This is a genomic window from Sulfitobacter sp. S190 (genome assembly GCF_025141935.1).
Lineage (GTDB): Bacteria > Pseudomonadota > Alphaproteobacteria > Rhodobacterales > Rhodobacteraceae > Sulfitobacter.
The window spans coordinates 1,036,084-1,054,688 of the sequence record NZ_CP081120.1 but is presented as its reverse complement, the minus strand read 5'-3'; the positions used below and the strand labels follow the sequence as shown (position 1 = coordinate 1,054,688).

At 66.1% G+C, this 18,605-nt stretch carries 17 protein-coding genes; 7 read left to right on the top strand and 10 right to left on the bottom strand.

Features of this window, described 5'->3' with window-relative positions:
* Positions 1-34: 34 nt before the first annotated feature.
* The 5 genes from ptsP to K3756_RS05480 all read right to left on the bottom strand — a co-directional run bounded on the left by ptsP (position 35) and on the right by K3756_RS05480 (position 5,473).
* Entirely contained in the window at positions 35-2,275 is a 2,241-nt protein-coding gene (gene ptsP, locus K3756_RS05500; RefSeq protein WP_259991702.1) for a phosphoenolpyruvate--protein phosphotransferase, read from the bottom strand.
* A 235-nt stretch (positions 2,276-2,510) separates the two neighbouring features.
* Positions 2,511-3,749: an aspartate kinase gene (locus K3756_RS05495; RefSeq protein WP_259991701.1), complete on the bottom strand. Its 1,239-nt coding sequence runs from the start codon at positions 3,747-3,749 to the stop codon at positions 2,511-2,513.
* Positions 3,750-3,827: 78 nt separating this feature from the next.
* The gene (locus tag K3756_RS05490) at positions 3,828-4,472 is read right to left on the bottom strand and encodes an SDR family oxidoreductase (RefSeq protein WP_259991699.1); all 645 of its coding nucleotides are present in this window, start codon (positions 4,470-4,472) and stop codon (positions 3,828-3,830) included.
* A gap of 15 nt (positions 4,473-4,487) precedes the next feature.
* On the bottom strand, positions 4,488-4,943 hold the full coding sequence (locus K3756_RS05485; RefSeq protein WP_259991697.1) for a DUF1178 family protein: 456 nt from the start codon (positions 4,941-4,943) through the stop codon (positions 4,488-4,490).
* A gap of 77 nt (positions 4,944-5,020) precedes the next feature.
* Complete coding sequence (locus K3756_RS05480; RefSeq protein WP_259991695.1) at positions 5,021-5,473, bottom strand: NUDIX hydrolase; 453 nt, start codon at positions 5,471-5,473, stop codon at positions 5,021-5,023.
* A gap of 132 nt (positions 5,474-5,605) precedes the next feature.
* Between K3756_RS05480 and modA the strand changes: the two genes are divergently transcribed.
* The 3 genes from modA to modC are packed head-to-tail and all read left to right on the top strand — an operon-like array spanning position 5,606 to position 8,102.
* On the top strand, positions 5,606-6,337 hold the full coding sequence (gene modA / locus K3756_RS05475) for a molybdate ABC transporter substrate-binding protein (RefSeq protein WP_259991693.1): 732 nt from the start codon (positions 5,606-5,608) through the stop codon (positions 6,335-6,337).
* Complete coding sequence (gene modB / locus K3756_RS05470) at positions 6,337-7,026, top strand: molybdate ABC transporter permease subunit (protein ID WP_259991691.1); 690 nt, start codon at positions 6,337-6,339, stop codon at positions 7,024-7,026. Before modA ends, modB begins: the two co-directional genes overlap by 1 nt.
* The gene (modC, locus tag K3756_RS05465) at positions 7,023-8,102 is read left to right on the top strand and encodes a molybdenum ABC transporter ATP-binding protein (RefSeq protein WP_259991689.1); all 1,080 of its coding nucleotides are present in this window, start codon (positions 7,023-7,025) and stop codon (positions 8,100-8,102) included. The genes modB and modC overlap by 4 nt, the downstream gene beginning before the upstream one ends.
* Before the next feature lie 2 nt (positions 8,103-8,104).
* On the opposite strand, the gene K3756_RS05460 is transcribed toward modC, so the two are convergent.
* Both K3756_RS05460 and K3756_RS05455 read right to left on the bottom strand, forming a co-directional pair.
* Positions 8,105-8,869, bottom strand: a complete 765-nt coding sequence (locus K3756_RS05460; RefSeq protein ID WP_259991687.1) for an EcsC family protein — start codon at positions 8,867-8,869, stop codon at positions 8,105-8,107.
* A gap of 49 nt (positions 8,870-8,918) precedes the next feature.
* A complete protein-coding gene (locus K3756_RS05455) occupies positions 8,919-9,428 on the bottom strand; it encodes a GNAT family N-acetyltransferase (protein ID WP_409202432.1) in 510 nt (169 codons plus the stop codon).
* A 62-nt stretch (positions 9,429-9,490) separates the two neighbouring features.
* On the opposite strand from K3756_RS05455, the gene K3756_RS05450 reads away from it, so the two are divergent.
* Positions 9,491-10,096 (top strand): flavin reductase family protein, encoded by a 606-nt coding sequence (locus tag K3756_RS05450; protein ID WP_259991683.1) that lies wholly within the window; start codon positions 9,491-9,493, stop codon positions 10,094-10,096.
* Positions 10,097-10,106: 10 nt separating this feature from the next.
* Here the strand turns inward: K3756_RS05450 and K3756_RS05445 are convergent, their stop codons facing one another.
* Both K3756_RS05445 and K3756_RS05440 read right to left on the bottom strand, forming a co-directional pair.
* The gene (locus K3756_RS05445) at positions 10,107-11,306 is read right to left on the bottom strand and encodes a GAF domain-containing sensor histidine kinase (protein ID WP_259991681.1); all 1,200 of its coding nucleotides are present in this window, start codon (positions 11,304-11,306) and stop codon (positions 10,107-10,109) included.
* A 113-nt stretch (positions 11,307-11,419) separates the two neighbouring features.
* The gene (locus K3756_RS05440; RefSeq protein ID WP_259991679.1) at positions 11,420-13,096 is read right to left on the bottom strand and encodes a SulP family inorganic anion transporter; all 1,677 of its coding nucleotides are present in this window, start codon (positions 13,094-13,096) and stop codon (positions 11,420-11,422) included.
* Between the two features lie 106 nt (positions 13,097-13,202).
* Between K3756_RS05440 and K3756_RS05435 the strand changes: the two genes are divergently transcribed.
* From K3756_RS05435 to K3756_RS05425, 3 genes are all read left to right on the top strand, one after another.
* On the top strand, positions 13,203-15,566 hold the full coding sequence (locus tag K3756_RS05435) for a DUF4214 domain-containing protein (RefSeq protein WP_259991677.1): 2,364 nt from the start codon (positions 13,203-13,205) through the stop codon (positions 15,564-15,566).
* A gap of 123 nt (positions 15,567-15,689) precedes the next feature.
* On the top strand, positions 15,690-16,562 hold the full coding sequence (locus K3756_RS05430) for an S-methyl-5'-thioadenosine phosphorylase (RefSeq protein WP_259991675.1): 873 nt from the start codon (positions 15,690-15,692) through the stop codon (positions 16,560-16,562).
* 88 nt (positions 16,563-16,650) lie between these two features.
* Positions 16,651-17,181 (top strand): adenine phosphoribosyltransferase, encoded by a 531-nt coding sequence (locus tag K3756_RS05425; protein ID WP_259991673.1) that lies wholly within the window; start codon positions 16,651-16,653, stop codon positions 17,179-17,181.
* Here K3756_RS05425 and K3756_RS05420 read toward each other — a convergent pair whose 3' ends face one another.
* Positions 17,182-18,600 (bottom strand): FAD-binding oxidoreductase, encoded by a 1,419-nt coding sequence (locus K3756_RS05420; RefSeq protein WP_259991671.1) that lies wholly within the window; start codon positions 18,598-18,600, stop codon positions 17,182-17,184.
* Positions 18,601-18,605 lie beyond the last annotated feature (5 nt).

Below are 18,605 nucleotides of genomic sequence, written 5' to 3'. Positions count from 1 at the left end.
GGCCCCATTTCATCGCAAAAATGAAACCGATGGCTCAGTACTGTTCGCGCAGATATTCCATGATCGCGGGCCGAACCGACATATCGCCGCGGTCGCGGGCGGTCGTGATGACCCTATGCACATCGTCCAGATTACAGCGGCGCAGCAGGCTCTTGACCGGCCCGATCGACGCGGGCCGCATCGACAGCTGGCGAAAGCCGATGGCCGCAAAACACAGCGCCTCGACCGGACGGCCCGCATCTTCGCCGCAGAACGACAGCGGCGTGCCCGTGTCGGCACAACGCTCCGCAATACTCTCCAGAAACGTCAGGAAACTCACGTTCAACGTGTCGTAGCGTTTGCGCACCCGCTCGTTTTCACGGTCTGCCGCAAAGAAGAACTGCTTGAGGTCATTGCCCCCGATCGACAGGAAATCGACCTCCTCAAAGAACTTGCGCGGCGCAAACCCCAGTGACGGCGTCTCGAGCATCGCGCCCACTTCGATCTTTGACGGCAGCACATGGCCCAACCGTTCCTCGCGCGCCAGCGTCTTGGCGACCTCTTCGCGGGCCGCGCGGTATTCCTCGAACTGCGCCACAAACGGGAACATCACCGTCAGCGGCCCGCCGTTCGCCGCCCGGAAAAGCGCCTGCAACTGCATCCGCATGATGCCGGGTTTGTCCAGCCCCACACGGATCGCCCGCCAGCCCAGCGCCGGGTTCGGCTCATCGTTGGGTTTCATATAAGGCAGGACCTTGTCCGACCCGATGTCGAGCGTGCGGAAAACGACCCGTTTGCCCTGTGCGGCCTCCAGCACGCGGGTATAAAGCGCGCTCAGCTCGGACCGGCGCGGCATCTGGTTGCGCACCAGAAACTGCAATTCGGTCCGGAACAGGCCCACACCCTCCGCGCCCGAGCTCTGCAGCGACGGCAGATCGGCCATCAAACCCGCGTTCATGTTCAGCTGCACGATCGACCCGCACCGCGTCTCTGCGGGCTTTTCGCGGATCGAGGCATAGCGTTCCTGCGCCGCGGCCTGCATGGCGATCTTGTCGCGAAACGCGGTCGCCACCGTGTCCTCCGGGCGCAAATGCACGATCCCCTGCTCGCCGTCGACCATGATGTGATCGCCGTTCAGCGCCTCCGTGCTGATGCGTCCGGCATGCACCAGCAACGGGATCGCAAGGGCCCGCGCCACGATTGCCGCGTGGCTGCCGACCGATCCGTCCTCCAGCACGATACCGCGCAAACTGCGCCCGTATTCAAGCAGCTCCGCCGGACCGATGTTGCGGGCCACAAGGATCGGATCGCCCGGCATTTCGGCCCCCGTGTTGCTGCCCTGCCCGGTCAGGATCCGCAGCAAACGGTTCGACAGGTCGTCCAGATCGCTCAGCCGTTCGCGCAGATAGGCGTCCGCCGACTGGCCCATGCGCGAGCGCGCCAGCGATTGCTCCTTTTCCACCGCCGCTTCGGCCGACAGGCCGCGGGTGATGTCCTCCTGCATCCGCCGCATCCAGCTTTTGGAGTTGGCAAACATGCGGTAGGTCTCGATGACCTGCTTTTGCTCCTTGTCGGCCACCGACATGGTCAGCATCTGATCGACGCTCAGCCGCAGGGTATCGACAGCGTCCTGCAGCCGCTGCGCCTCCACCTCCGGGTCGTCCGCGATGGGGTTCGAGACCACGACCCGCGGCTCGTGCAGCCATACATGGCCCTCCGCCACGCCTTCCTGTGCCACGGTACCGCGCACCAGAACGGGCTGCGAATGGCGCGCCGACATGGCCATGCCCTCGCCCACAAAGGCGCCCAGTTCGGTCATTTCGGCCAGCACCATCGCCACGACTTCCAGCGCATAGACCTCGTCGGCGATGAATTCGCGTGCATCTTTCGACTGGACCACCAGAACGCCCAGCGTGTCGCCCAACCGCTGGATCGGCACCCCCAGAAAGCTCGAATAGATCTCCTCGCCGGTTTCCTCCATATAGCGGAAACCCTTGGCCTGCGGGGCGTTCGGCGTGTTGATGATGCGGCGGCGCTTGGCCACCTTGCCCACCAGACCCTCGCCCAACCGCATGCGCGTCTGGTGCACCGCGTCCTTGTTCAGACCCTCGGTGGCACACAGCTCCAGCGTGTCGTCATCGCGAAACAGATAGATAGAGCACACTTCGCACCCCATCGACGTCGCGATCAGATGGGTGATCTTGTCCAGCCGCGCCTGGCCCGCGTCTTCGCCTGCCATGGTATCGCGCAAGCGGCCCAACAGCTTGCGACTGTCGCTTTCAATCCGGTCTGGCATGATGTCTCCGCTCGTCCCTTGGGGCCGTTATACAACCTCGCTCCGCCCAAGGGGAGAGGGAATGACACCCGCGGATGTAAATCCGCGACGACACGCCATCCGATTGCGCACGCGCGGTCCCGGCACGCGCGGGGTCCGATCCGCATCCTGATGCATCACATCAAGATACAGCCACACTCCTTTGGATTAAAACGACTTTATATTATTTCGCGCACCGCCCGAAACCGCCCGAAAATCAGGCAGCCTTGTCCAGCTCGAACGCATCATGCAGCGCCTGCACGGCCAGTTCCATGTACTTGCGATCAATCAGCACCGAAATCTTGATCTCCGACGTGGTGATGACCTTGATGTTGATGCCCTCGTCCGACAGCACCTTGAACATCTTGGCGGCCACGCCGGTGTGGCTGCGCATCCCGATGCCCACCACAGACACCTTGGCCACACCTTCGTCCGCGATCAGCTCGTGGTAGTTGATCACCCCGTCGTCGGCGGCCTTCTGCATGGCGGCCTGCGCATGCTTGACCTGATCCACAGGGCACGACCACGTCATATCGGTGCGCCCCTCTTCCGAGATGTTCTGCACGATCATATCGACGTTCACGCCGCCGTCGCTCAGCGCGGTAAAGATGCTGGCGGCAATGCCCGGCCGGTCGGCAACCGACACCAGCGTCATTTTCGCCTCGTCACGGCTGAACGCGACCCCTGCAACCACATTGCTTTCCATGATTTCCTCCTCGTCACAGACCAGCGTTCCGGCTTCGTCCGATTGTTCTTCAAAACTCGACAACACGCGCAGCTTGACCTTGTAGCGCATCGCCAGTTCGACCGACCGCGTCTGCAACACTTTCGCGCCCAGTGACGCCAGCTCCAGCATCTCCTCGAACGAAATCTTGTCGAGCTTGCGGGCCTTGGCCTCGACCCGCGGATCGGTGGTATAAACACCGTCCACATCCGTATAGATATCACAGCGCTCAGCGCCGAAGGCCGCGGCAAAAGCCACCGCCGTGGTATCCGATCCGCCCCGGCCCAGCGTCGTGATGCGGCCCTCGGGGCTCACGCCCTGAAACCCCGCGACCACGGCCACCTTCATGCCATCGGCGAATTTCGCCATGATGTTGGCGGGCGGAATATCCTCGATACGCGCGGCGGAATGGGCCGCGGTCGTCTGCACCGGCACCTGCCAGCCTTGCCAGCTGCGCGCCGGCACGTCCATTTCCTGCAACGTCAGCGCCATCAATCCCGCGGTGACGTTCTCGCCGCTCGACACCACTGCGTCGTATTCGCGCGCGTCGTACATCGCAGAAGTCTCGTTGACCCAACCGACCAATTCGTTCGTCTTGCCCGACATGGCCGACACGATGACAATCACGTCATAGCCCTTCGCCACTTCGACGCCGACCCGTTTGGCGGCGCGGCGGATGCGGTCGAGCGTGGCCACCGAAGTGCCACCGAATTTCATCACCAATACCGGCATGGTTTTCCTCGTCTGGTCGTACCGCGCGCGGTTTACGCGACGACTGCTGCGAGCGCAAGACTTACCGCAGGGGGCCGCTCAATAGGGATGCGCGCGCCCGTCCCACGTCTCGAAAACGCCGGTGGTGGCAAGGCTCAGACCCGCGAACCGGTCGACCAGCCCCGCAACCGCCTCGTCGGTGGTGATGTCGGCGGCCTGCCCGCCCATATCCGTCTGCACCCATCCGGGATGGTAAATGCCCACCGCGATGCCTTCGTCCTTCAGATCCGCCGCCAGATTGCGCCCCAGATTCAGGACCGCCGCCTTGGAGGCACGGTAGATATAGCTGCCGCCGGGCGCCTGTTCGGACGATGCCATCTGCGACGAGATGATCGCGATCTTGGGCGCGGGCGCGCGGCGCAGATGCGGCAACAGCGCCTGTATGGACAGAAAAACGCCGGTCACATTGGTGGCAAAGCTCTGGGCCCACAAATCCGCCCCGTACCCGGTCTCGATGTCGTTGCCCTTGTCGAGGAAAACGCCCGCGTTGCACACCAGCAGGTCCACCACCTTGCCCTGCAACTGCTCTGCCATCTGCGTGTGGCTGGCCGGGCGCGTGACATCCAGTTCGATGTCCGCCGCGGGCGACCGGCTGGTGCCAAACACCTCAACGCCCCGATCGCGGTAATGCCGGGCAAGGCCCGCGCCAATGCCGCGGCTGGCACCTGTAATGACGATGGTCATGGGTGGGGGGTGTCCTTATTGCATTTTCTGTTTCGGTTTGAACGGCAGCGGCAGCACCGGCACACCGTCCTCGATCAGCTTGCGGGCCTCTTGCGCGTTCGCTTCACCGTAAATGGCCTGCTCGGGCGCGGTACCGTCGTGCATGTCGCGCGCGCGTTGGGCAAAGCTGCCGCCCACATAGGTCGCGTTCTGCTCCACGTGCTGGCGCAACTGCGCGATCTGCGTCTCCGCGTCCGGGGGCGGGCTGCTTTGTCCGCTGGACTGTTCGGCTTCGGCGGGCGCGTCCGGCACGGCCACCGCCGCCGTCTTGGGCGCGACACGCGGCGCCATCAGCGCCTTTTTGACCGTCGCGTCACCGCACACCGCACAGGCCAGATGCCCCGCCGCGCCGAGTGCATCAAAGGCCGCAGCACTCTGGAACCAGCTTTCAAAGGCATGGCCCTGTGCACAGGTCAGCGCGTATTTGATCATCTGCACCCCTTCCCGTGAACGGCGTTGAACGACAGTGGCATAAAATGGGGCGCACCCCGCCCGAGGTCAAGCACGGCTCAACCCGGTTTGAACCCCACGATCAACTTTGCCAGATCCTTCTGCGCCACCATCTTGGCCGCCCTCTTGCGCGACACCCACTTGCGGCGCCGTTGCAACGCTTCGGGATAGGACTTGCGCAAACGGGTCACCCGCACCGGATACAGCATTGCCAGACACGGCACGCCGGTGCCATCGGCACGCGCCTTGGTGTACGAATAGACCCCGATGCAAGCATCGCTGGCGATCCCCTCCACACCGGCTTCCTCCCACGCTTCGCGCAGCGCGCCCGCGGCGGGGGTCATCCCCTCCATCGGCCAGCCCTTGGGCACGATCCAGCGCTTGCGCTGGCGCGATGTCACCAGCAGGACCTCGACCTTACCGGCCTTCACACGGTAGCACAGCGCGGCGAACTGCGTGCGCGCCTGCCCCTTGGTGGCCCCGTGCAGACTGATGGGAAGTTGCTTGACCATGCCGTGTCCCGTTTCATTTGCCTCATGCCCAGAGCTAGCGCACCCGCGCGGCGCTGACCAGACGGGTTGGACAGCGCACAGGCCCTCCGGTTGCCCCTTGTACGGGCCTGCCGCTTGACGGATAGTCCGGCCATGATGCGGATGTTGCTGGCCCTTTTGTTGCTGTTGCCCCTGCCCCTCGCGGCGCAGGACCGCGCCGTGACGGTCTTCGCCGCGGCCAGCCTGCGCGACGCGCTCGGCGCAATCGCACAGGATTTCGGCACCCCGGTTCGGTTCAGCTTTGGCGGCTCGGGCAGCATGGCCCGACAGGTCGCAGCCGGCGCTCCTGCGGACGTGGTGGTGCTGGCGCACAAAGACTGGATGGCGTGGCTCGTGGCCGGGGGCCACGTGGATACAGACGCGGTGCGCAGCGTGGCCAGCGGACAACTCGTGCTCATCGGCCAGACGGGCGGGGCCGCGCTCACCACCCCCGACAGCGCCACGCTCAAAGCCGCGCTCGACGGCGGTCGGCTCGCCATTGGCCAGCGCGACAGCGTGCCCGCAGGCAGCTACGCCCGCGACTGGTTGCGCCACATCGGCGCGTGGGACGCCCTGAAACCACATCTGGCCGAAACCGACAATGTGCGCGCCGCGCTGGCCCTTGTAGCCCAGGGCGCGGCCCCTCTCGGCGTGGTCTATGCCGCGGATGCGGCCGCCGATCCGCGGGTATCCGTGCGCTACGCCATTCCCCCCGACAGCCACGCGCCCATCACCTATCCCGCCGCCGCACTGACACCGGCAGGGGCGGCCTTCGTGGCCCACCTCGGCTCGCCCGCAGCACAGGCACGTCTGCGGCAGTACGGCTTCGGGCCCGAAAGCGGCTGATGCTGGACCCGGCTGCCCTCACCGCCCTGCGCCTGTCGCTCCAGGTCGCCTTCTGTGCGACGCTTCTGGCGGTACCGCTGGCGCTGGCGATGGCGTGGGTTCTGGCGCGGCGCGACTTCTGGGGCAAATCGCTGATCAATGCGCTGGTGCATCTGCCATTGGTGCTGCCGCCGGTGGTCACGGGCTACGTCCTGCTCAGCCTCTTCAGCCCTGCGGCCCCGTTGGGCGGCGCGTTGCAGGCCATCGGTCTGGGGCTGGCCTTCCACTGGTCGGGCGCGGTGCTGGCGGCGATGGTCATGGGCTTTCCGCTGATGGTGCGGGCCATGCGTCTGGCGATCGAAGCGGTCGACCCCGGTCTCGAAGACGCGGCCTCCACGCTCGGGGCCCCACGCGGGGCGGTCTTTGCCCGCGTCACCCTGCCGCTCATCGCACCGGGCATCCTCGCAGGGGCCGTGCTGGGCTTTGCCAAGGCGATGGGCGAATTCGGGGCCACAATCACCTTTGTCGCCAACATTCCCGGCCAGACCCAGACATTGCCCATCGCGATCTGGACGGAACTGCAGGTGCCCGGCGGCGAAGCGCAGGCGGCCCGCCTCGCCCTGCTGGCCTGCGGCGTGGCGATCGCGGCGGTGCTGGCGTCCGAACTGCTGGCGCAACGGGTGGCAAAGCGCATCGGAGCGCGGGCGTGAAACTGCACCTGACCCACCGGTTCGACGGCTTCGATCTCGACATCGCACTCGACGCGGGGCCGGGGATCACCGCGCTCTTCGGGCGTTCGGGCGCGGGCAAATCGACAGTGATCAAGGCCATCGCCGGTCTGCTGCGGCCCGACCACGGTCTGCTGCAATTCGGCGATCAGACCCTGCTCGACACGGCCCGCGGCATCCACGTGCCCGCCCACAAACGGCGGTTCGGCACGGTGTTTCAGGACGCGCGCCTGTTCCCGCATCTTGATGTGGCGGCCAATCTGGACTTCGGCACCCGCTATGCCCCCGCGGGCACCAGCGTCGCCCGCGACGATGTGATCGCCCTGCTGGGTCTGGGCGATCTGCTGGCGCGCAAACCCGGCGCATTGTCGGGTGGCGAACGCCAGCGTGTGGCGCTGGGGCGGGCCCTGCTCAGCGCGCCGCGGATGCTGTTGATGGATGAACCGCTGGCCAGCCTCGACGCCCCGCGCAAGGCCGAAATCCTGCCCTACCTCGAAGGGCTGCGCGACGGCCCGCTCAAATTGCCGATCCTCTATGTCAGCCACGCGATGGAGGAAATCACCCGCCTCGCCGACCATCTGGTGCTGATCCGCGACGGGCGCGTGGCCGCCCAGGGCCCTATTGCCACACTGATGGCCGATCCGGCGGCGGCCCCGCTGCTTGGCGTGCGCGAAGCGGGTGCTGTCATCGAAGCCACGGTGGTATCGCACGCAGACGACGGCCTGTCGCTGCTGCGCTTCAGCGGCGGCACGCTCGATCTGCCGGGAGTGCGCGCAGCCGTGGGTAGCGCGGTGCGGCTGCGGATCATGGCGCATGACGTGATGCTGGCGCGCGCGCGTCCCGAAGGGCTCAGCGCACAGAATATCCTGCCTGCCACCATCGCGGACATCCGGGCGGGCGACGGTCCCGGCACGATGGTCGTGCTGCGGCTGGGGGCGGACACGCTGCTGGCACGGATCACCGCGCGGGCGGCGGCGGCGCTCGATCTGGCGGTGGGTCAACAGTGTTTCGCGATCCTCAAGGCTACGACGGTCGCGCCGGGGTCCATCGGCCGCTAGGCTCAGGCGGGCAGCCGCGTCATGCGCGCGCGCAACCGCTCCGTCAGCTCATCGGCCGGGATATCTGCATCAATCGCCAGCTTGCGCAGCCCGAAATGCACATGCGCCATTTCCTCGTAATAGCTGGTGTAGGCGTAATTCGTCGCCGCCCCCGCCACGGCACCCAGCACCGGCACCGCCTGCGCGGCCAGCTTCTGACCCAGCACCACGGCCAGCCGCGGGGCGACACGTGCGATGATCGTCTGCATCGCCTTGCCCGACAGCGCCAGCCGCGCCGATAGAAACCCCAAGTCCGTGCCGTCATCGTCGCTCAGCGGCCCCGCGGCGGAAAACACCTTCACACAATCAAAGCGCACCGATTCCGTATCGGGGTCAAAGCCGTATTGCGTCGATACCCCCTCGATCACCCGCAACAGCAACGTGGTGGTAACCGGCAGTTCGGCCATCGCCGTGGGCAATCCCCCCGCGCCACCCGCGGCCCCCATCGCCACCGATACCGCCTGATTGAGCCAGGATGCCTGATCGGGCACCTGCGCGCGGCTGCGGTGGGCGGCGGTCATCGCGTAATCCAGCGCCTTGACCGTGGCGCCTTCCAGCTCCGAGCGGATCGGGCGGGGCAATTTATCCAGCAGGTTCTCGGCCTGCCCGCCAATCAGGTTCAACACATTGATGCCCACACCGCCGGCGGCCTTGTAGCGGGCTGCGATCGCGTCCAGTTCGGCCTCTACGTCGATCGCCCGCGCCTGCGGTAGCGTGATGTCTGACATGCGTTTTCTCCCTGTGCTGGCCTCAATGTGGGCCACAGGGGCCGATAATTCAACGCGCCACGCGGGTGACATCGCCGGTCACGCCGTCCCACGCGCCTGCGGTGATGGCGCGGCCCAGCACGCGGTCGGGGTTGGTGGGCGGCGGCATGGTGACCCCCTCCAGACGTTCGAAACCGAACTTGCCGTAATAGGGCGCATCGCCCACCAGCATCACACGGTCCCATCCCAGCGGCCCCGCACGGTGCAGCGACCCTTCGACCAGCTGACGGCCCAGCCCCTCGCCCTGGCGCGTGGGGTGCACCGCCACCGGCCCCAGCAGCAGCGCCTGCACCGGCCCGATCTGCACCGGCCAGTACCGGATCGCGCCGCCCAGAACACCCGACGCATCACGCGCCACAAGGCTCAGCCCCGCCACCGGCGGCACGTCCTCGCGCAGCCGGTACGACGACAATGCCGTGCGCCCGGGCGCGAAACACAGATCATACAGCGCCTCGACTTCCCAGTAATCGTCGGCGGTCTCGGGGCTCAGATCGTACACCAAAGCGGGCCTTTGCAGCATTTGCGGTGGAAAGGGGCGTAACATGGCGTTAGCTGGAGGTGCAACGATTTGAAAGGTGCCCCATGTTCTACCGCCCCGCTGATGGTCACGGCCTGCCCCACAACCCCTTCAACGCCATCGTCACGCCCCGGCCCATCGGCTGGATCTCGACCCGCGACCGTGCCGGAAGGGACAATCTGGCGCCCTATTCCTTTTTCAACGGCGTGGCCTACACCCCCGCGCAGGTGATGTTCGCCTCCACCGGCACCAAGGATGACGTGGACGGGACCAAGGACAGCATGGCCAACATCCGCGAAACCGGCGTGTTCTGCGTCAACGTCGTGGAATACGCCGCCCGCGACGCCATGAACCGCAGCTCCGCCACCCTGCCCCACGGCACCGACGAATTCGCCCATGCCGGCATCGACAAGGCCGAATGCGACGAAATCGCCTGTGCCCGTGTGGCAAACGCACCCGCCAGCCTCGAATGCCGCATGACCCAGATCGTACAGATCGAGGGCGAAGCCAATTTCGTGTGTTTCGGCGAAGTGGTGGGTGTCCACCTGCGCGACGATTGCGTGGTCGACGGGCGCTTCGACGTGTCGACCTTCCAACCGCTCAGCCGCTTGGGCTACCGCGACTATACCGCCGTGCGCGAGGTGTTCGAGATCATCCGCCCCGACGACTGATCGGCGCGCACTAGGCCGTCAGACGCCACTTGGGCAAACGGATGCGGGCGGTCGTGCCACGGCTGCCCGTCTCGATCCCCAATTCGCCGCCGTGCAGCTCCACCAGCTTGCGCGTCAGCGGCAGGCCCAGCCCCAATCCCCCCGATGTGTCGCGCTGATCGATGTCCCCGCCCACGACAAAGGGTTCGTACAACCGCTCGATCTCGATCACGTTGGTCAGCTTGCCATTGTCGTGCACCGCGATTTCCACATGCCCCTCGACCGTGGTGCCCGATGTCACACGAATGCTGTCGCCCCCGTGCATGATGGCATTGAGAACCAGCGCGGTCACGCTCATGCGCAGATGCCCCTCGTCCACCGTCAGCACGCCGGTGACGTTGGTCAGGGGCGGCTCGATCGATTTGCCGACCTCCGCGATGCTGTCGGCGTGGGCCTCGTAAAGATGGGTCAGGAACCCGCCCAGATCGATCTGCGTCTCGTGTAGTTCCAGATTGCCGGTACTCACGTCGCTGAACCGCAGGATCGCCTCGACCATCTCGGCCAGATGCTCGCTCGCGCGCAGCGCGCTTTCGGACAATCGCGCGCTGATCGGGTCTTCGGCGCGCTTTTCGATCAGGCTCAGCGCACCGCGCATCACGGTCAGCGGCGTGCGCAACTCGTGGCCCACCAGCGTCAGGAACGTGTTCGACGGTGTCGCTTGCGGCGCGGCGGGTGTGGCCGGTTCCTTCTCCAGCGCGGCCACCACCGCATCGCCCAGATGGCGCAATACCTCCAACTGGCGGGCGTCGGGGGCGGCATGCGCACTCAGGTCCAGCGCGCACAGGCTGCCAAAGCGGAACCCCGACGACAGCGTCAGCGGCACACCCGCATAAAACCGCGCCCCCGGTCCGCCCTCGGCCACCATCGGATGGTCCGAAAACTTCGGATCGGCGCTCAGGTCCGGCACGACCATCGCCGTGTCCGACATGATGGTATGGGCGCAAAACGAATTGTTCTTGGGCATCTCTTCCAGCACGATACCCACCACCGATTTATACCACTGCGACGCTTCCTCCACGACGCTGATGTGCGCGATCGGACAGCCAAGCAGCGCCGCCGCCGCATGGCAGATGGAATCGAACACCGGATGGTTTTCGCGCGTCAGCCCCGGCACGGCGCGGACCGCCCGCACGCGGGCTTCTTCGTTGAACGGAACAGGATGGCTGCGCATAAAGCACGTCTTTCGGCATTGGGGCCGACCGGTTGGCCGACAGCGGATCAGACCGCCGACCTAGCGCAGGCTCCCGAATGCGACAACAAAAGACTATTTCGCTTTTTAACGGCCTAGTGGCCGCCAAGGATCCCTGTGCGCACGCCGTAATTCACGGCAACCTGATATTCGGGATCGTCGTCATCCTCGATGACAAGGTGCCCCGCACGGGTCAGCAAACGGTGACAGTCACGGCTCAGGTGGCGCAGTTCCAGCTTCTTGCCGGCGTCCTCGTATTTGCCCGCCATGGCCTCGATCGCCTGCAACGCCGACTGGTCCGCCACGCGGCTGTCCGCAAAATCCACAACAACGCGCGAGGGGTCGTTTTCAACATCGAACAGCTCGGCAAACCCGTCGGACGAGCCAAAGAACAGCGGGCCCTGCACCTGATACACCTTGGTGCCCTCGGGTGTCTCGTAGGTCTTGGCGTAGATACGGCGCGCGTTGGTCCACGCATAGGCCAACGCCGACACGATCACGCCAACGACCACCGCAATGGCCAGATCCTTGTAAACCGTCACAACCGTGACCAGCAGGATCACAAAGGCATCCGTCAGCGGCACCTTGCGCAGGATCGTCAGCGAATTCCACGCGAAGGTGCCGATCACCACCATGAACATGACCCCCACCAACGCGGCCAGCGGGATCAGCTCGATCAGCGGTGCCGCCAAGACGATAAAGATCAGCAGGAACAGCGCCGCGGCGATGCCCGCAACCCGCGTGCGGCCGCCGGATTTCACGTTGATCATCGACTGGCCGATCATCGCGCACCCGCCCATGCCACCAAAGAAACCGGTCACGGTGTTGGACAGGCCCTGCGCGATACATTCCTGGCTCGCCCCGCCCCGCTTGCCGGTCATGTCCCCGACGAGGTTCAGCGTCAGCAGGCTCTCGATCAGGCCGATCGCCGCAAGGATCACCGCATAGGGCAGAATGATGTAGAATGTCTCCAGATTGAGCGGCGCAAGGGCGGTGCCATAAAGCCCCTCGCCCGTGCCGAACGGGTTGTGGAAACTCGGCAAACCGCCCTGGATCGAGGCCAGATCGCCCACCCGCGGCACGTCCATCCCGGTGAAAATCACCACCAGCGCGACAATCCCGATGCCCGCCAGCGGCGCGGGGATCGCCTTGGTGATGCGCGGCGTCACCCAGATGATCGCCATCGTCGCCGCCACCAGCAACAGCATCAGGTACAACGGCCCGCCTGACAGCCACTCACCGCCCGACATGCCGTGGCCGCTGCTCTCCATGCTGCCGGGCACCTTGAACTGCCCCAGCTGTGCCAGAAAAATCACGATCGCCAGCCCGTTCACAAAGCCCAGCATCACCGGATGCGGCACCAGCCGGATGAACTTGCCCCACTGCATGACACCGGCAAAAACTTGGATCAGACCCATCAGGACCACCGTGGCAAACAGGTACTCGACCCCGTGTTGGGCGACCAGCGCCACCATCACAACGGCCAACGCCCCCGTGGCGCCCGAAATCATGCCCGGCCTGCCCCCGATCAGCGCCGTGATCAGACCGACCATGAATGCCGCATACAGCCCGACAAGCGGATGCACACCCGCAACAAACGCAAAGGCCACCGCTTCGGGGACCAGCGCCAGCGCCACCGTCAGACCCGACAGCAACTCGATGCGCAGCCGCGAGACGCTGAACCCGTCGTCGCCCATCCAGCGAAGATCGGTCACGTCCATGTTGCGCGGGGCCAGCCCCTGGGTGAAACTGCGAAAGGTGGTGCGGGTCATGGGATGCCTCGGATGCGGGGGTACTCGCCGCTCCCGTAGCAGCCGCGACCGGCATTGAAAACCCCGCCGTTGACGCGCGCGCGGCGCAGACCCTAGAACATATCCATTGAATTATCCAAATTTCGAGGCCCGGATGCAGGCGATCCTGTTTGCCAAAGCGCAAGGCGACGCGCGGCGCGATCCACTGGACGACATCGTCTCCGTCAGCGTGAACGCGATCTCACTCGCCCCCGACGGCACGCTCTTCGTGCAATCGGACGAGGGGCGCAGGGTCGATACAGGGTTCGGCCTCACCTTCTTCGAGAACCGATGGCTGAGCACGCTCGACGCGGACGTCACGCGCGCCGCGGCTCTCGACGGCGAACCGGTCTGCTCCCGCATCTTCTGCGAGGATACGTGGGATAGCTTTACTTCACACACGCTCCTGCCGGAGGGCGACGGCGGGGTCACGTTGCTTTGGGGCGCGTTCCGGGGTCTCAGTGGCCCGGCACTGCGCAGCGCACGCTATGACGCCGATGGCGCACAAACGGTGCGCGACACATCCCTGTCCACGCCCGAAAGCCCTGCCATCACCCTGCGCATCGCCGATGCGGAACGTCTGGCGGACGGGCGCACAGCGGTCTTTACCGAACAGGGGCAGGATTTCTCCGGGCAGGTCTCGGCGCGCAGCTTCACGCTGATCGGGACGGACGGCACCGCCACCACCCACGCTTTCGGGGGCGCGGGCCTGTCGGTGCCCGAGCTTGTCAGCGCCGCGCGCGGCGACGGGCTGGTGCTTGCCACGCAGGGCGCGCAGGGCGTCACGCTCGACAGCTTCGATCCCGACACCCTCGCACGGGTACCCTTGGCCACCGTCGATCTTGCGCAGGGGGCGTACTGGCTGTCCGACATCCTGCCGGCCGGGGACGGCTATGCGCTCATCGGCTTTGCCGCGCAGGGCAACGACCCGCTCATCCGCTTCATCGACGGCGACGGCACGCCGCTGGGGGACACGCAACAGCTCGACGCGCGGCCCGGGCCGGTCGCGTTCACCACCTCCCAGAACGGGCTGACGGTCTATCAAACCGACGGACGCAGCATATTCGCACGCGCGGTCGATGCAGACAGCACAGGCGCGCCCGCGGCGCTGATCGACGCCCCAACCGGCATGACCATCCACACCCTCGAAGCGGCGCATAACGGCCCGCAAACCGTGCTCAGCTACGACGCGAGGGGCCCGGACGGAAGCGCACAGAGCTTCCTGCTCTCGCTCGACGCAGACCGGCTGCTCCCCATCGTGGGCGGCGGCAACCAGACAGCCACAGACGCCGCCGCCGTGTTGCGCGGCACCGACGGGGCCGACGCGCTCACCGGCGGGGCGGGCAACGACATCCTGCTCGGCGATACCCGCCTGCCCCTCAGCGCCCAGCGCACCGAGAGTGCCGAGGCCTTGGTCAAGGCCGCAGGCCAGATCGACGCGGCCTTCGGCACCACGCTCTTCGACACCCCGCTCTATACCAGCGGCGCGGGTCAGGGCCCCGACGCCGTCACCGCGATCGTCACCGACATGGCGACGCGGCTCATCGAGAACGCGGGCCTGCGCCAGCTCGGCGGGGCAGAGACGGTTGACCGGATCTTCAACGCGCTGCTCGGCCGCGACGCGCCGGACGTGTTCCAATCGACCTTCGCGCAAATCGTGGGCGAGGTCGACGCGCTCGGCGCCTTCATCCAGTCCCTCGCCGGTAGCCCCGAATACCGCGCGACACTCAACGCAGACCCCGGCGCGCTGCTCACCCAGACCGTGAGCGAGGACGCGGCAGAGGCGGTCTATTGGACCTACCGCGCCGCATTGGGGCGCGAACCCGATCTCGCGGGCCTGTCGCATTGGGCCGGACGGCTGTCAGCGGAAGAGATCGACCTGCCGGACATGCACCGTGCGATACTGCTCTCGCCCGAAGCGCGCGCGCGCTTCGAAGGGGTGGACGCATCCGCGACCGTTGACCTTTTCTTCCGCGCGATCCTCGACCGCCCGGCGGCACCGGCAGCACAGGACTTCTTTGGGCAAAGCCTGATGCGCGCGGCAGACATGCCGCTGGGCGCGCGCGACGTAGCACTCCTGACGGCACTCAGCGCCAGTCAAGAGGCAACAGCCCTGCGCGACGCCGCCCGCGACACCGATCTCGCCGGCTGGATGCGCGCGCAGGCGCAGGGTGACCAGATCGCGCCGGGCGGTGGCAGTGACATAATCGCGGGCGGCTACCTCGCCGACCACTTCATCTTTAACGCCGGCGACGGGGGCGATCACACCCTGCTCGATCTGCGCTCGTGGGACACGCTCGTCTTCCACGGGTTCGGCTACGACAGCGCCGAAGACGTCCGCGCCCATCTCTCGATAGAGGGGGCGGATCTGCAGTTTGCGGATCAGGGCCTGACGCTGACCATCTCCGGCGGCGCGGAGGGGACGATCACCGACGAGATGCTGATGCTCTGACGCTGCACTGCGGCGCATACAGTTTGTGCACCATTGGTGTACGCGCGGTGCATCGCGGCTGCACGGTTGCAATCGGGGCCACTTGCCGCCACCATCACGGCGTTGCCACACACGAGGACCGCCATGACCGACACCAAAATCGCCGTGATCGGCGGCTCCGGCATCTATGACATCGACGGGTTGCAGGACGCGCAGTGGACCACCGTGCAAACGCCGTGGGGCGCCCCGTCCGATGCGCTTCTGACCGGGCGTCTGGGGGGTGTCGACATGGTGTTTCTGCCCCGTCACGGACGCGGCCACGTCCACAGCCCGACCACCGTGCCCTACCGCGCCAACATCGACGCGCTCAAGCGGTTGGGCTGCACCGATGTGGTGGCCGTATCGGCCTGCGGGTCGCTGCGCGAAACCATGGCGCCCGGTGATTTTGTCATTGTAGATCAATTCATTGACCGGACCTTCGCGCGCGAAAAATCGTTCTTCGGAACGGGGTGCGTTGCGCATGTGTCGGTGGCCCATCCCACCTGCCCGCGGCTTTCCGCGGCCTGTCTGCAAGCGGCCGGCGACACCGGCGTGACCACCCACGACGGCGGCACGTACCTGGCGATGGAGGGGCCGCAATTTTCCACGCTGGCGGAATCGCGCATGTACCGCGACAGCTGGGGCGCGGACGTGATCGGCATGACCAACATGCCCGAGGCCAAGCTCGCCCGCGAGGCCGAGCTGTGCTACGCCTCCGTCGCGATGATCACCGACTACGACAGCTGGCACCCCGATCACGGCGAGGTCGACGTGACGCAGATCATCGCCACCCTCCAGAAAAACGCCACCCACGCCCGCGCGCTCGTCGCCGCCCTTCCGGCCCTGCTTGGCGGTGCCCGCACCCCTTGTTCTTATGGCTGCGACCGCGCGCTAGAGCATGCGATCATGACCGGTCCCGATGCCCGTGATCCCGACCTTCTTGCCCGTCTTGATGCGGTTGCGGGGCGCGTTCTCTAAGCCTGCACCCCGCTATCGCCTTGCACCCCTGCGCCCCCTCCCTTATCGAGCCCGTGGCCCGCAGCTGATCCCCGAAAGGACGCCCCAGATGACCACCGTCAAGGACTACATCCGCACGATCCCCGACTTCCCGCACGAGGGCATCATGTTCCGCGATGTGACCACGCTGTTCGCCGATCCGCGGGGGTTCCGCATGGCCATCGACCAGATGCTACACCCCTATGCCGGACTGCGCATCGACAAGGTTGTCGGGCTCGAGGCGCGCGGCTTCATCATGGGGGGCGCCATCGCGCACCAGCTCAGCATCGGCTTCGTCCCGATCCGCAAAAAGGGCAAATTGCCCGGCAAGACGCTGCAGCAGGACTACAAGCTGGAGTATGGCGAAGCGACCATGGAAATCCACGACGACGCGATCCAGCCCGGTGAAAAAGTGCTGGTTGTCGACGATCTGCTGGCCACAGGCGGCACCGCCGAGGCGGGGATCAAGCTGCTCGAAAAGCTCGGTGCAGAGATCATTTCCACCAGCTTTATCATCGACTTGCCGGAACTCGGAGGGCGCAAGCGCCTCGAGGGGCTGGGCATGGACGTGCAGGCGCTCTGCGCCTTCGACGGCGCCTGACTACGGCGCGCGCAGCACCGCGCCGGGGTTCATGATGCCGTGCGGATCAAGGGCCGCCTTGATCGCGCGCATGGCACTCATCTTCGCGGGATCACTGTAGCGTTCAAGGTCATCGACCTTGAGCCGCCCCACCCCGTGTTCGGCACTGACAGAGCCACCCAGCGCATGCACCAGATCGTGCACTGCCCGCTTGATCGCGTCGCGCTGGTTTTCGTGGTCCGCACGGCTGCGACCGGGCTGCGGAAAGACGTTGTAGTGCAGGTTCCCGTCGCCCACGTGGCCGAAGCAGTTGATGCGGAAATCGCCCAGCCCGGCGATCGTTTCGGCGCCGCGTGTGATAAATTCGGGAATCGCGCCCAGTGGCACCGAAATATCGTGGCTCGACACGGACCCGATGCGCCGGTTGCCTTCGGGAATGTTTTCGCGAATGGCCCAGAAATCATCGGCCTCGCGTTCGGACTGGGCAATCAGGCCATCGCGCGACAGTCCGGCCTCCATGGCCGCCTCGAACAGGCGCTCAAGCGATGACGCGGGGTTCATCCCCTCGGCCAGTCCCAGTTCAATCAACACGCACCATTCTGGTTGGTCCTCGAACGGCAAGCGCACGTTAGGCAGGGTTTCACGCAGAAAATCAAAGCCTTGTCGGTGCATCAGCTCGAATGCGCTGACCATTTCCCCGAAATGCGCCCGCGCAAGGCCGAGCAGTGACAGCGCAGCCTGCGGGTCTTTGACCTGAAACAGCGCCGTGCCGCGCGTGGCGGGCCGCGCGAACAGCTTGAGGGCCGCCGCCGTGATGATGCCCAGCGTCCCTTCGGAGCCGATCAGCAGGTGGCGCAGATCATAGCCGGTGTTGTTCTTGCGCAGTCGGCTCAGCCCGTGCCAGATTTGCCCGTCGGGCAACACCGCTTCCAGACCCAGACACAGATCGCGGGCGTTGCCGTAGCGTAGCACCCCTGTGCCGCCCGCGTTTGTGGCCAGATTGCCGCCGATGCGGGCCGTCCCCTGCGCGGCAAGGCTGAGCGGAAACAGCAGCCCCGCATCCGCGGCTGCCTGCTGCACATCCGACAGGATGACACCCGCTTCGGCCACGATGACGTTTTCGTCCGCGTAAACCTCGCGCACCGCATTCATCCGCCCCAGTGACAGGATCAGTGGCGCAGGCCCGTCCGGTGCCACCTGACCGCCCACAAGCCCCGTGCCCCCGCCGTAGGGCACAACCGCCACGCGGGCCTCTGCGGCATGTTTGACAAGCGTTGCGACCTCTTCGGCGGTGCGCGGCCGCGCCAGCAGCCCCGCCTGCCCAGCATAGCGCCCCCGCGGTTCTTCGAGGTGACGCGCCTCGGCCCGGCCGATGGTCCCGGCGGGCAATGCGGCGTCAAGCCGGTTGGCAAAGTCTGTGTCAGCGGCGGTGAGAGGCATGTTCA

Bases quoted from the DNA above. Each gene is read 5' to 3' on its own strand.
- ptsP (WP_259991702.1), bottom strand. From the start codon at position 2,275: ATGCCAGACCGGATTGAAAGCGACAGTCGCAAGCTGTTGGGCCGCTTG.
- K3756_RS05495 (WP_259991701.1), bottom strand. From the start codon at position 3,749: ATGCCGGTATTGGTGATGAAATTCGGTGGCACTTCGGTGGCCACGCTC.
- K3756_RS05490 (WP_259991699.1), bottom strand. From the start codon at position 4,472: ATGACCATCGTCATTACAGGTGCCAGCCGCGGCATTGGCGCGGGCCTT.
- K3756_RS05485 (WP_259991697.1), bottom strand. From the start codon at position 4,943: ATGATCAAATACGCGCTGACCTGTGCACAGGGCCATGCCTTTGAAAGC.
- K3756_RS05480 (WP_259991695.1), bottom strand. From the start codon at position 5,473: ATGGTCAAGCAACTTCCCATCAGTCTGCACGGGGCCACCAAGGGGCAG.
- modA (WP_259991693.1), top strand. From the start codon at position 5,606: ATGATGCGGATGTTGCTGGCCCTTTTGTTGCTGTTGCCCCTGCCCCTC.
- modB (WP_259991691.1), top strand. From the start codon at position 6,337: ATGCTGGACCCGGCTGCCCTCACCGCCCTGCGCCTGTCGCTCCAGGTC.
- K3756_RS05460 (WP_259991687.1), bottom strand. From the start codon at position 8,869: ATGTCAGACATCACGCTACCGCAGGCGCGGGCGATCGACGTAGAGGCC.
- K3756_RS05455 (WP_409202432.1), bottom strand. From the start codon at position 9,428: ATGCTGCAAAGGCCCGCTTTGGTGTACGATCTGAGCCCCGAGACCGCC.
- K3756_RS05450 (WP_259991683.1), top strand. From the start codon at position 9,491: ATGTTCTACCGCCCCGCTGATGGTCACGGCCTGCCCCACAACCCCTTC.
- K3756_RS05445 (WP_259991681.1), bottom strand. From the start codon at position 11,306: ATGCGCAGCCATCCTGTTCCGTTCAACGAAGAAGCCCGCGTGCGGGCG.
- K3756_RS05440 (WP_259991679.1), bottom strand. From the start codon at position 13,096: ATGACCCGCACCACCTTTCGCAGTTTCACCCAGGGGCTGGCCCCGCGC.
- K3756_RS05430 (WP_259991675.1), top strand. From the start codon at position 15,690: ATGACCGACACCAAAATCGCCGTGATCGGCGGCTCCGGCATCTATGAC.
- K3756_RS05425 (WP_259991673.1), top strand. From the start codon at position 16,651: ATGACCACCGTCAAGGACTACATCCGCACGATCCCCGACTTCCCGCAC.
- K3756_RS05420 (WP_259991671.1), bottom strand. From the start codon at position 18,600: ATGCCTCTCACCGCCGCTGACACAGACTTTGCCAACCGGCTTGACGCC.